The sequence below is a fragment of the Xenorhabdus ehlersii genome (genome assembly GCF_003610465.1).
Classification (GTDB): domain Bacteria; phylum Pseudomonadota; class Gammaproteobacteria; order Enterobacterales; family Enterobacteriaceae; genus Xenorhabdus; species Xenorhabdus ehlersii.
Map to the genome: position 1 here is coordinate 594,919 of NZ_RAQI01000001.1, position 12,533 is coordinate 607,451.

12 protein-coding genes and 1 tRNA gene are annotated in these 12,533 nt (G+C 44.1%); 6 read left to right on the plus strand and 7 right to left on the minus strand.

Features of this window, described 5'->3' with window-relative positions:
- Positions 1-367: 367 nt before the first annotated feature.
- The 4 genes from purK to ppiB form a co-directional block, all read right to left on the minus strand.
- Positions 368-1,441, minus strand: a complete 1,074-nt coding sequence (gene purK, locus BDE27_RS02830) for a 5-(carboxyamino)imidazole ribonucleotide synthase (protein WP_099132528.1) — start codon at positions 1,439-1,441, stop codon at positions 368-370.
- Complete coding sequence (gene purE, locus BDE27_RS02835; RefSeq protein ID WP_244208705.1) at positions 1,438-1,962, minus strand: 5-(carboxyamino)imidazole ribonucleotide mutase; 525 nt, start codon at positions 1,960-1,962, stop codon at positions 1,438-1,440. The genes purK and purE overlap by 4 nt, the downstream gene beginning before the upstream one ends.
- A gap of 178 nt (positions 1,963-2,140) precedes the next feature.
- Entirely contained in the window at positions 2,141-2,863 is a 723-nt protein-coding gene (lpxH, locus tag BDE27_RS02840; protein WP_099132530.1) for a UDP-2,3-diacylglucosamine diphosphatase, read from the minus strand.
- A gap of 17 nt (positions 2,864-2,880) precedes the next feature.
- Entirely contained in the window at positions 2,881-3,375 is a 495-nt protein-coding gene (ppiB, locus tag BDE27_RS02845) for a peptidylprolyl isomerase B (protein ID WP_099132531.1), read from the minus strand.
- Between the two features lie 272 nt (positions 3,376-3,647).
- Between ppiB and cysS the strand changes: the two genes are divergently transcribed.
- Positions 3,648-5,030, plus strand: a complete 1,383-nt coding sequence (cysS, locus tag BDE27_RS02850) for a cysteine--tRNA ligase (protein WP_099132532.1) — start codon at positions 3,648-3,650, stop codon at positions 5,028-5,030.
- Positions 5,031-5,166: 136 nt separating this feature from the next.
- Here cysS and sra read toward each other — a convergent pair whose 3' ends face one another.
- The 3 genes from sra to folD all read right to left on the minus strand — a co-directional run bounded on the left by sra (position 5,167) and on the right by folD (position 6,906).
- On the minus strand, positions 5,167-5,403 hold the full coding sequence (gene sra, locus BDE27_RS02855) for a stationary-phase-induced ribosome-associated protein (RefSeq protein ID WP_099132533.1): 237 nt from the start codon (positions 5,401-5,403) through the stop codon (positions 5,167-5,169).
- A gap of 415 nt (positions 5,404-5,818) precedes the next feature.
- Entirely contained in the window at positions 5,819-6,031 is a 213-nt protein-coding gene (gene ybcJ, locus BDE27_RS02860; protein WP_099132534.1) for a ribosome-associated protein YbcJ, read from the minus strand.
- Positions 6,031-6,906, minus strand: coding sequence for a bifunctional methylenetetrahydrofolate dehydrogenase/methenyltetrahydrofolate cyclohydrolase FolD (folD, locus tag BDE27_RS02865; protein ID WP_099132535.1), 876 nt, complete (start codon positions 6,904-6,906; stop codon positions 6,031-6,033). The genes ybcJ and folD overlap by 1 nt, the downstream gene beginning before the upstream one ends.
- 190 nt (positions 6,907-7,096) lie before the next feature.
- Between folD and BDE27_RS02870 the strand changes: the two genes are divergently transcribed.
- From BDE27_RS02870 to BDE27_RS02890, 5 genes are all read left to right on the plus strand, one after another.
- Positions 7,097-7,173 (plus strand) — tRNA-Arg (locus BDE27_RS02870).
- A 163-nt stretch (positions 7,174-7,336) separates the two neighbouring features.
- Positions 7,337-8,551 (plus strand): tyrosine-type recombinase/integrase, encoded by a 1,215-nt coding sequence (locus BDE27_RS02875; protein WP_099132536.1) that lies wholly within the window; start codon positions 7,337-7,339, stop codon positions 8,549-8,551.
- Positions 8,552-8,767: 216 nt separating this feature from the next.
- Positions 8,768-8,974: a helix-turn-helix transcriptional regulator gene (locus BDE27_RS02880; protein WP_099132537.1), complete on the plus strand. Its 207-nt coding sequence runs from the start codon at positions 8,768-8,770 to the stop codon at positions 8,972-8,974.
- 107 nt (positions 8,975-9,081) lie between these two features.
- Positions 9,082-11,520: a toprim domain-containing protein gene (locus tag BDE27_RS02885; protein ID WP_099132566.1), complete on the plus strand. Its 2,439-nt coding sequence runs from the start codon at positions 9,082-9,084 to the stop codon at positions 11,518-11,520.
- A gap of 582 nt (positions 11,521-12,102) precedes the next feature.
- Positions 12,103-12,528 carry a DcrB-related protein gene (locus tag BDE27_RS02890; RefSeq protein WP_099132538.1) on the plus strand — a complete coding sequence of 142 codons (426 nt, stop codon included), beginning with the start codon at positions 12,103-12,105 and terminating at the stop codon, positions 12,526-12,528.
- The last annotated feature ends 5 nt before the right edge of the window (positions 12,529-12,533 follow it).

A 12,533-nucleotide genomic window follows, 5' to 3' on the forward strand; every position in this document is an offset into this window, starting at 1 on the left:
CTATTTTATGTGTTTATTAGAAAAAGCTATATCGAATAAACATGCATAAAGAAAATGGCGGGCACAATCTTTATGGGCATATAGAGGGTATGGCAGAAGTAGCAGAGTTTACTGCAACCGGTGAAACTGGATGAAGAAAATAAGACAATTGCTTTAAACCTGATCCCGGAAACATTAAGAATGACCAATCTCAGCAAGATTAAGGTCGGTGATTTCCTCAATGACGAGATAGATCAAACGACAAGAACCATTGTGGACACATTATCCCGAACGCTGTCAAGAATGCGATAATCTCTAACAGGAATGGGAAGTGGTAGTTGATTTTAATCATTACCACTGCCCAGAGTTGGTTATCAAAAATAACCGATCAGCTTAATTTCTCTTGTGCCCACTTAAGGCTGCTTTGATATTCTGTTGGTAATAATGAAGCTAACGTTTGCAATGTCGTTTTCAAGGCTTCTTTATCCGCATGAGTCACATTTAAGTGACCTACCTTACGTGCAGGACGAACTTCTTTTTCATACCAATGTAAACGAACCAGCGGCAAACTTAGCCATGCGGGATTTACCCCCGTGCCGATCAAATTGATCATGACGGATGGTGCAAAGATTTCTGGTTGTGGCATAGGAAGATTCAAGATCGCCCGCAAGTGAAGTTCAAACTGGCTGATGGAAGCGCCGTTTTGCGTCCAGTGACCGCTATTGTGAACCCGCGGAGCCAATTCATTGATCAACAAATTATTGCCAACAATAAAACACTCCATCGCCATAACACCAACATAGTTCAGGTGATCCATGATGGTGGATAACATCTGCTCTGCTTGCTGTTGAAATGGCTTATCGGCACCATTATCAGGCAAAGCAATACTGGTGCGTAAAATACCTTCCTGATGCAAATTATGAGTTAGCGTATAGAATACAGATTCACCTTTGGCATTACGGGCTCCAACCAGCGAGACTTCCCCCGAAAATGGAATTCCCTGTTCTACAATACATTCACCGTAAATTTCAGATGGAAGAGTTGTTTCATCACCCGGCCGGATACGCCATTGACCACGTCCGTCATAGCCCCCAGTCCGTCGCTTAACAATGATAAAATCCCCTAATTCCGCAAATAGTTGTGGCCATTGTTCGGGAGAGGAAAGTAATTTCCATGGCGCAGTTGCCAGGCTCAACGTCTCCATGAGCTGCTTTTGTGGCAAGCGATCCGCCAGTTGCGGAAAAATATCGCGATTGATAAAAGCCTGATGATGAGCCAGTTCGCGGGTTAATGCGGTTTCGGGCCAACGTTCAATTTCTGCGGTGATCACGCTGCTTTGGTAAGGCACTGCCTCCGGTTCAGCATCCAACCCAACAGGATAGACAGCGATCCCCAAAGGTTCACCGGCTTGACGCAGCATTCTGCCTAACTGACCATTTCCCAATACACAAACGGACTTCATGCATCCTCCCGTGGATCTGGGTTATCCAAAACAGCCTGGGTTTGTGCGCTGCGCCAATCTGATAAACGTTGAAACAGTGCACTATCATGCAACGCTAGCACCTGGGCCGCCAGCAATGCGGCATTTGCTGCTCCTGCCTTGCCGATAGCCAGTGTACCAACAGGAATGCCCTTTGGCATTTGGACGATAGAATACAGGCTATCAACACCACTAAGCGCCGCGCTTTGTACAGGCACCCCAAACACAGGCACTAAGGTTTTGGATGCCAACATCCCCGGTAGATGTGCTGCTCCACCTGCACCAGCGATAATGACATCAAAACCATTTTCTTTCGCCTGTTCTGCAAAACGAAAAAGTTTATCTGGCGTTCGGTGTGCCGAAACAATTTCAACATGAAAAGGAATAGCGAGATCGGTCAGGATATCGGCCGCATGTTGCATTGTTGCCCAGTCGCTTTTAGAACCCATGACAATGGCGATTTTAGCGTGGTTTTGGGGTTCTATTTCTGTTGGAAAAGTCATTGTCGGAGTAATAGCTATTGTGGGATCAGAGCTGGACGTCATAAATCAGATGCTCCTGTATTGGGTATCTACCAGAACAAAGATGAAATTTCAGATGGCGGATCATATCACGCTAATTGCATAAGGAAAACGTTTGCGTCGTTTGATCTGTCGATTTTTACAAAATAAGTAAAGGAGCTTAGAAGGGAAAGGATATCAACTCAATAGCCGTTTCTGTAACTTTGAACATCGAACCTTGGTCATGCCATGCTCCTAATACACCACGATGCACGGTTTTATCGCCAAACTGAATATCGTGTATTGCGGGGCAGTGAGTATGCCCGTGAATTATCCAATCTGCCTGATATTTTTTAAAATGTTCGATAACAGCCTCTTGATTGACATCCATAATAGATGTGGATTTTTGGCTGTTAGCATATTGGCTACCCGCTCGCATTTTAGCGGCAATTTTCAAGCGGATAAATAAAGGGAGAAACAGGAATAGCCGTTGTATCCAAGGAGTATGCACTCGCTTACGATATTGCTGATAGTTGATATCATCGGTGCATAGTGTATCGCCATGCAAAATCAAAATACGTTTACCATACAACTCCAGCACTTTTTCCTGTGGTAGCAGAATCAAGCCGCTCTCTCTGGCAAAATGGGAACCGAGCAAGAAATCACGATTGCCATGAATGAAATAACAGGGAATACCTTGTTGTTTCAATCCATTAAGTGCCTGGGCGATTTTAGTATGCAATGGGTTGGGATCATCATCACCAATCCAGTAATCAAAAAAATCACCGAGGATATAAAGACTTTCAGCGTGGATTGCATCCTCACGTAAAAAACGCAGAAAACCGGCAGTAATTGCCGGCTCTTGTTCACTGAGATGCAAGTCTGCAATAAACAGTGTATTCATGTAGCGTTTAACAGCAATTATTCGCCAACAGTAACACGTTCAATGATCACATCTTCATGTGGTACATCTTGGTGCATACCGCTGCGACCAGTGGAAACACCTTTAATTTTATCAATCACGTCCATACCTTCAACAACTTCGGCAAATACGCAGTAACCCCATCCATCTGGACGCTCTGAACGGAAGTTCAGGAAATCGTTATCTACAACGTTAATGAAGAACTGGGCAGTTGCAGAGTGCGGATCATTGGTGCGTGCCATAGCGATAGTGCCACGGCTGTTTTTCAGGCCATTGTTGGCTTCGTTTTTGACAGGAGCCTTAGTTGTTTTCTGCTTCATGCCTGGTTCAAAGCCACCGCCTTGAATCATGAATCCATTGATAACACGGTGAAAAATTGTGTTGTCATAAAAACCTTCCGAGCAGTAACTCAGGAAGTTTTCAACAGTTGCAGGTGCTTTATCAGCGAAGGTTTTGATTACGATATCGCCAAAGTTGGTGTGGAAAGTCACCATAATAAAAATCCTAGTAATAGTTTTGATTGACCCTGTATTTAGGGGATTCGGAACAATCGCTGTTATATCATATCTCAGATTTTGAGTCAGTACTCTGGGACGTATCAATACAACGCGGTTTACGGCACTTGCAAAGCATTGCATATCAAGGTGAAATATCTCATCTGGCTTCTCTATATTCTCGTTTATTTATCTTGCTGATAAAGAAGCCTATAATCAGCCAATTCATTTGATTTTATTACACGTACATTAATTTTTACGGAAACCCACTGATGCTAAAAATTTTCAACACTCTCAGCCGTCAAAAAGAAGAATTTAAGCCGATTCACGAAGGAAAAGTGGGCATGTACGTGTGTGGCATTACCATTTATGACTTGTGTCATATCGGTCATGGCAGAACATTTGTGGCATTTGATGCGATTGCCCGTTACCTGCGTTATCTGGGATATGATCTGACATATGTCCGTAACGTCACAGACGTGGATGATAAAATTATTAAACGCGCCATCGAAAATAACGAAAGTTGTGACGATTTGACCGCACGCATGTTGGCAGAAATGCACAGCGATTTTGATGCATTGAATATTCTGCGTCCTGATTTAGAGCCTCGTGCAACGCAACATATCCCAGAAATCATTGCAATCACGGAAGAGCTGATTAAGCGCGGGCACGCTTATGTTGCTGCTAATGGTGACGTTATGTTCTCCATTGACACCAATTCTAATTATGGCCTGCTTTCCCGCCAGGATTTGGAACAATTGCAGGCTGGCGCCCGTGTTGAAGTGGCAGATGTAAAACGTAACCCGATGGATTTTGTATTATGGAAAATGTCCAAACTGGGTGAGCCGAGTTGGGAATCTCCGTGGGGAGCAGGCCGTCCGGGTTGGCATATTGAATGTTCCGCCATGAACGGTAAGACGCTGGGTCACCACTTTGATATCCACGGTGGCGGTTCTGATTTGATGTTCCCGCACCATGAAAATGAGATTGCTCAATCCACTTGTGCCCATGATGGTCCTTACGTCAATTATTGGATGCATTCCGGCATGGTTATGGTGGATAAAGAGAAGATGTCCAAATCATTGAATAACTTCTTTACCATCCGTGATGTGCTGGCGTATTACGATGCTGAGACCGTGCGTTATTTCTTGCTGTCAGGCCACTATCGCAGCCAGTTGAATTATACGGAAGAGAACCTGAAACAGGCGCGCACTTCCCTTGAACGTCTGTATACCTCCCTGCGTGGTACAGATAAATCTGCCCAACCTGCTGGTGGAGAAGCATTTGAAGCCCGTTTCGTTGAAGCAATGAACGATGATTTCAACACACCGGAAGCGTATTCAGCCTTATTTGATATGGCGCGTGAGCTGAATCGGCTGAAGACAGAAGACATGACCATAGCTAATGGTCTGGCGGCAAGACTACGTAAATTGGCAGGTATTCTTGGCCTTTTGGAACAAGATCCAGAACACTTTTTGCAAGGCGGAGCACAGACTGATGGCGATGTTGCCCGAATCGAAGCATTAATCAAACAGCGTAACGATGCTCGTAAAAACAAAGAATGGGCATTGGCTGATGCGGCGCGTGACCAGTTAAATGACATGGGAATTGAGCTGGAAGATGGCCCACAAGGAACAACATGGCGCCGTAAATAATCGATTTTTGATTTATTGAACACCAGAACCGCCCCTTAGATGGGCGGTTCAGTTTTTAATATCTTTGCACTTTCATAGCAAGATTTTTTAGTTGTAGTGCTTGTTATATAAATGAGCGGAATAAAAACCGACAAATTTATTGATAACGACTTAAGTGCTTAGGATAGAAAGCGTTTCCAGCGTGATACGTGATTTTTCCAGAAACTGCATCCCGTTTCATGGCAACAAAAGAAGAATTACTCAGATGCTCTGGTATTTGATGTGTGCTATCACTGGAAGCAGGATTAAGAAGAGAAATTTTTACTCTACGTTTAGAATTACTTAATTTATAAGACAAACCCAACAACCTTCTTGCAGCTCTATTACTTAACATAATTAACTCCGTTTCAGTTGTACATAAGCTTCCCAGTATAGCGACTTATTAGAAAATTGATATGATTGTTTGTCAATATATTGTCAATTTCACATATCTTGCGAACTAAGATCAGATAACTCTGTAACCAGAAAAATGATATTATGGTGCTTATTTTTATCTGCTTGTACTATGGGACTCTTGGGGATCTTTATATTAGAATCAGTTGTAAATCATGATGGTAAGGATAACTGCCAATAATATTGGCCTTATTATTGACATTATATTGTCTAATATTTATATATCACCTTATTCTGGTTTATATAAATCAGTGATAAAAAATAATAAAATTATATTTATGAAATAAAAGACAATACCTTAATACACAAGGTACTGTCTTTCTGAAAAGTATTAGTGGTAATGTTTACCTACTGATTTATTCTTCAACGCGAACAGATTCGCCATTAAAGGCAACAACTTTCCCGGCAGTAATTTTGCAGCGTTTGCGAGTTTCGAGTTGGCTATCAACTTGTACCAAACCTTCTGCAATCACGGATTTCGCCGTAGCACCACTCTCACACCATCCTTGAAATTTCAGCAAATCACATAACTCGACATAAGGGTGGCCATCTAAATAAAAAATTTCCATCAATAACCTTCAGTTGTATCTACATCATGATATTCCTCGCAAGCTTGCAAGGTATTTTGAATCAATGTTGCAACGGTCATCGGTCCGACACCACCAGGCACAGGGGAGATCCAACTGGCGCGTTCTGACGCCTTATCGAAATCCACATCACCGATGACTTTGCCATTTTCCAGTCGATTAATGCCAACATCAACTACAATTGCACCCGGCTTAATCCATTCACCAGGAATAAAGTTTGGCTTACCAACAGCAACGACCAATAAATCTGCCTGCTCAACATGCTGACGTAAGTTTTTGGTAAAGCGATGCGTTACTGTAGTTGTACAGCCTGCCAACAGCAATTCAAGGCTCATCGGGCGCCCAACGATATTAGAAGCGCCAATAATAACTGCATTTAGCCCATAGGTATTGATATTGCAGCGTTCAAGCAGGGTTACAATTCCACGGGGAGTACAAGGGCGCAGTTTCGGGGCGCGCTGGCACAGACGACCGATATTATAAGGGTGGAAACCATCCACATCCTTATCGGGATGAATGCGTTCCAGTACTTTGACATTATCAATGCCGGCAGGTAAAGGGAGTTGAACTAAAATACCATCGATTTGCGTATCGGTGTTCAGATCATCTATCAGGGAGAGTAATTCAGCTTCGCTGGTAGTATCAGGTAGGTCATAAGAACGGGACATAAACCCGACCTCTTCACAGGCGCGGCGTTTGCTGGCGACATAAATTTGAGAAGCAGGGTTTTCTCCCACTAAAACGACGGCAAGACCTGGCGCTCGTTTTCCGGCGGCAACACGCTGCCTGACTTTTTCTGCAACTTCGTTTCTGATTGTCTGCGCAATCGTTTTCCCATCAATAATTTTTGCTGACATGTATTTAAGATTCCACTATCAAGTATAGGAATAGGGACTATTTTGTCAGAACATGAACCGCCTGTCAGTTTTATTAATAATCATAAAATGAACATATGAGCGAAAAGGGCATTGACTCATTCCATTATGCCCGTATAATCCGGTGCTGCATTAAGGCATTAATAATGTTTCTTATTCTATATACCATAATGCGCCCTTAGCTCAGCTGGATAGAGCAACGGCCTTCTAAGCCGTAGGTCACAGGTTCGAATCCTGTAGGGCGTACCATCCATTCATATCGTAACGTCTTCCGAAGTCTACAAAATCCCAATAAATACGCAGTGTTGGCCTTTTTCCGTTCTCCTATAGTCTAGTAAGGTATGTTGAAATCTACGATCTTATAGGGGTATATTTAGGGGTACATTCAGGTTCAATGAAGTGAGATACCCCCATGAAGCTAACAGCCCGACAGGTGGACACTGCAAAGCCGAAAGAAAAACCCTACAAACTTGCAGATGGTGGCGGACTATATCTATTGATTAACCCTAATGGCTCTCGTTATTGGCGGTTAAAGTACCGGATCGCAGGTAAAGAAAAATTGCTCGCATTAGGGGTATACCCTGAAATCTCCCTTGCCGAAGCGCGAACCAAGAGAAATGATGCGCGGCGGACATTATCGGGTGGTAATGATCCGATAGAGGAAAAGAAAGCGGAGAAGGCAGCCAAAGTATTTGCGGTCAACAATAGTTTTGAATCTATAGCTATTGAGTGGCACGAGTATAAACGCCCAAACTGGTCACAAGGGTATGCCGAAGACATTCTAGAATATCTGAAAAAAGACATCTTCCCGTATATTGGTAAACGTGCTGTTACCGAGATTAAACCTGCTGAAATGCTGGCTGTGCTCCGAAAAATGGAGCAACGCGGCGTTTTGGATAAATTGAAAAAAACCAGACAGGCCTGTCGGCAAATCTTCACCTATGCCGTTATTACCGGACGGGCAGAGTTCAATCCCGTTACTGATCTTGCCAGCGCACTCAAAGCTCCCAAGCAAAAACACTTCCCACACCTTTTAGCCGACCAGATGAATGATTTCCTCATCGCCTTGAGTGGTTATAGTGGTAGCCAAGTGACGCAATCAGCGACCCGTATGCTGATGCTGACCGGAGTACGTACTATTGAGCTGAGAGAATCGGAATGGACTGAATTCGATTTTGATAACGATCTCTGGCAAATCCCCGCCGAGCGAATGAAAATGCGCCGCCCTCATATTGTCCCACTGTCAAATCAGGTTAAAGGCATTCTTATTAAACTGCATGAGATTACAGGACGCGGAAAATACGTTTTCCCCGGTCGTAACGATGCGGGTAAGCCAATGAGTGAGGCAGCTATCAATCAGGTTATTAAGCGAATTGGTTATGACGGACAGGCAACAGGCCACGGCTTCCGCCATACCATGAGTACCATCCTACATGAACAAGGCTATAACACAGCTTGGATTGAAACTCAGCTTGCTCATGTTGACAAGAACAGCATTCGTGGTACTTACAACCACGCTCAGTATCTGGATGGTCGCCGGGAAATGCTGCAATGGTATGCGGATCATATGGAGATGCTGGAACGAGGCGAAAATGTGCTGATTGGAAAATTTGGCAAAAGGGCGTAAATATATGATGTTTTTTTACGCAAGTGTGACCGTGACACACGAGCTTATTTTTTATACATAATGCCAATTCAAAGCCAAAATTTCCTGAAAAAATAAATTCAACAAATTGGAAAAACAATTAACGCTGTTCATTTAGTCTTGCTTTTTAAATAATCCGCCTGTCATCAAATAACGTCCACAATGAGCGCCCAAGGACTCGGTAACAGGAGAAAAAATATGACAATGACAGCACCGAAGGAAAACCTTATCCGTTTGCCGGAAGTTCAACGCAGAACGGGTTATAGCAAAGCGTGGATCTACAAACTGATTAGTGCCGGAGAGTTTCCTAAACAAGTCAAACTCGGCTCCCGCTCCGTCGCCTTTATTGAATCAGAAATTGATAACTGGATTGCGCAGCGGATCGCGGAATCGCGAGCGGCATAACATAGAAAAGAACATGGCATAAGAAAAGTAATATAAAAAGCAACGCCCCAGAGTGCGCGAACACATCTGAGGCGTCTGACCAACAACCGTTAAATGAGGTAACGATGATGGCTGATATACAGCATACCCAAACTCACCCTAAATTTATATCCTCAGATATCACAGGCAACCAGAAACCGCTTGATCTGATCCAGACCGTGAAAAAATCCGCTATGTATCATTGGGAAAACCTATTGCCTGCCTGTGGCATCAATATCCCGGCAAAGGGAAAACATGGTGCTTGTCCTGTCTGCGGTGGCACCGACCGTTTTCACTTTATTGATGATCACCATCATGGCAACTGGCATTGTCGCCAGTGTGATACCCCGAACTATGGTGATGGACTGGATTTAGTGGCAAGAACCAAAGGAATTTCCATCACTGAGGCAGCAAAAATCATTGCAGGCGTACTGGCATTGCCTTTGCCAGAACCCAAGTCCGCCAGAGAAACCATTCAAACTACGCAGTCAATTGCCGAAAAAGTGGCATCACTAATGGCGCAAACTGTCGCTGGTCAATCGCCCTATCTGGCTGCAAAAGGGCTGGATTTTCCTAATCAGCGGCTATTGCTCAATAATTCGACTTTGTTGGCACTGACAACACTGGATAAAAAAGTAACAGGTGCACAAATTATCGAACCCAATGGAGAGAAAAAATTACTGTCCGGCAGCCAGAAAAAAGGCGCATTTATTGCTCTGTCAGAGCTGGAAGCGTTCCCTGACACAGTGATTATTACCGAGGGCTATGCTACGGCACTTACAGTTAGCCAGCTTTATAAAGGCACTGTTCTGGCAGCATTGGATGCTGGCAATTTATCTTCGGTTGCCAACGCTGTTCGGGAACGTTGGTCAGGTACAAAAATTATTATTGCAGCAGATAATGACTGGCATCATCCCGACGAGCTGGATAAGAATGGTAAACCGAAAGTGAATATCGGCAGGATTTCAGCAGAAAAAGCTGCTATTGCGGTTAGTGGTTGGGTTACGTTACCACCGACAGAGTACAAAGCTGACTGGGACGATTATCGACGACAACATGATGTGGAAAGGGCAAAGCTGGCCTTTTCTCAGGGGCTTTATCGACCAACATCAACCAAGAAAAAAACAGCCACTCAGCCCAATGATAGTGAATCTTCAAAACTGACATTATGCCAAATGGGAGCCAGTCAGCGCGGAGAAGTATTACTGGCGCGTTATGATAGTGATTTAGCGCTGGATGGCGCTTCGGAAACCGTGCATCACTATGACGGCATTGTCTGGCGTCCGGTCAGTGACCGCGATTTAAAACGGGAAATGGTCGCAGCCTTTATGGAAGAAAAATTGCCGTACTCACCACATGGTATCAGTTCTGCGGTGGATGCCCTGAAATTGCAGCTTCCTATGATGCAGCCACCAGAATGCCATTTAATCGGATTCAGTAACGGCGTGTTTGACCTGAAAACGTGCCAATTCCGGCCTCATCGCAAACATGACTGGTTGCTACTGGCGAATGACGTTGAATTCAATTCCCCTGCTTCGGGGGAAACTCTGAAAAATCATGCCCCGCAGTTCTGGCGCTGGCTCAATCGAGCAACAGCCAATTGTGAGAATAAGTTTGAGCGGGTACTGGCAGCCCTGTTTATGGTTCTGGCAAACCGTTACGACTGGCAGTTGTTTCTGGAAATCACCGGTGCTGGAGGCAGTGGCAAAAGCATCCTTGCTGAAATCTGTTCAATGCTGGCCGGCAAAGGCAACACTGTTTCTGCGAGTATGGCTGCACTGGAAAACCCACGGGAACGGGCACTGATTGTGGGATATTCGTTGATTATCCTGCCAGATCAAACTCGCTATGTGGGCGATGGCTCCGGCATCAAAGCCATTACAGGCGGGGATGAAGTCGCTATCGACCCGAAGCATAAACAACCTTATTCAACCCGCATTCCTGCTGTGGTACTGGCGGTGAATAATAATGCCATGAGTTTCAGCGATCGCAGTGGTGGCGTATCACGGCGTCGGGTAATCTTCAATTTTTCCGAAGTCGTACCGGAGAGTGAACGTGATCCATTGTTGCGAGATAAAATCGCAGCAGAATTGCCCGTGATTATCCGGCATCTCCTGCATCGGTTCGCTGACCCACAAACTGCAAGGCGTTTACTGACTGAGCAACAGAAGTCAGAAGAAGCACTGGATATCAAACGTGGCACAGATCCACTGGTCGATTTTTGCGGCTACCTGATTGCATCCGATGAAGCTGACGGCCTGTTAATCGGTAATGCAGAGATTGTGCCGTTCAATCCCCGCAAGTACCTTTATCATGCCTACCTTGCCTATATGAAAGGTAATAACCTGAATAAACCTGTTTCCGTAACCCGCTTTGGTATGGATATGCCGGGCGCACTGGCGGAGTACAGTCAGCATTACCTGCGTAAGAAAAGCAAATACGGCATTCGTAGCAATCTGAACCTGAATATCGACACGGCTATTGAATGGATGCCAAAACTGGCAAGGGATAACCTGCCAGAAGAATAATTTCTTTCTTTATTGATGATAATTTTCAAAGAAATATAAAAAGTATTCACTACTGTTCACCTTGTAATTTAAACATATATATCAATACATTATAGGGTGAATAGTTATTTTTAAACTGTTCACAAGTCTTCATCACTATTCACCTTTTCCTGATTTGAAGGTGAATGGTTGGTGAAGAGTGGTGATGAGTTTGATTTCAAGTTATCACCATTTAACAACATGAATTTAAATGAAAATATTAATAGGTGAATAGGGTGAACAGTTTTATCCCTAATTCTTTAGGGGATGGGGGTAAGTGAAAAGTTTTTTCTGGCAGGTGTTTTTTCAGCTCTCTGGGTTATCGGGGTAATGCATTAGCCCGGTAACCCGGAGAAGACAAGCGCAGCGCGTCAGGATGATTTTAATCTGTTGTATTACGTGAAATTAAAATTATGTAATTAACTGATTTTATTTTAGAAGAGAAGTTAATCACAATTTTCCTTATAGACTCTTATTCGCTCTGGAATGCGTAAGTGGTGACGTTATATTCTGCTTCATTAATGTGCTAATAACATGTCCCTATCATCAATGAGGCAAGGAAATATGGAAACACGCTCGCGTTGTCAGTTTACTGAAGGCAGCATCACCATACCGGAAGGTTATCAGGAACAGACCGTCAATATTATCATCGCGCACAATGTTCCCGCATTGAATATCAGCCGCGACCAGTTAAATGAAGGGGAAGATTTAGCTGGTTATATCACCCGCCAGAAAACGTTGTTGAAAAACGGTCTGCGAGACTGGCAGCTCCTTGAAGAACAACCCGCCATATTAGGTGACAACTTGCTGCAAGGCCATTTGTTGCTTTCACGTTATCGCCCCAAGAAAGGGCAACAGGTCTATCAGTGTCAGGCGGTATTTCTGCGGGATGAGAAAAAGGTGCTGATTTTTACCCTGTCATCCCAGCAGGCATTTACGGGATCACAGCGGCAGTGGCTGGATGACTGCCTGAAAAGTTTTCAGTTCTAGGGAGA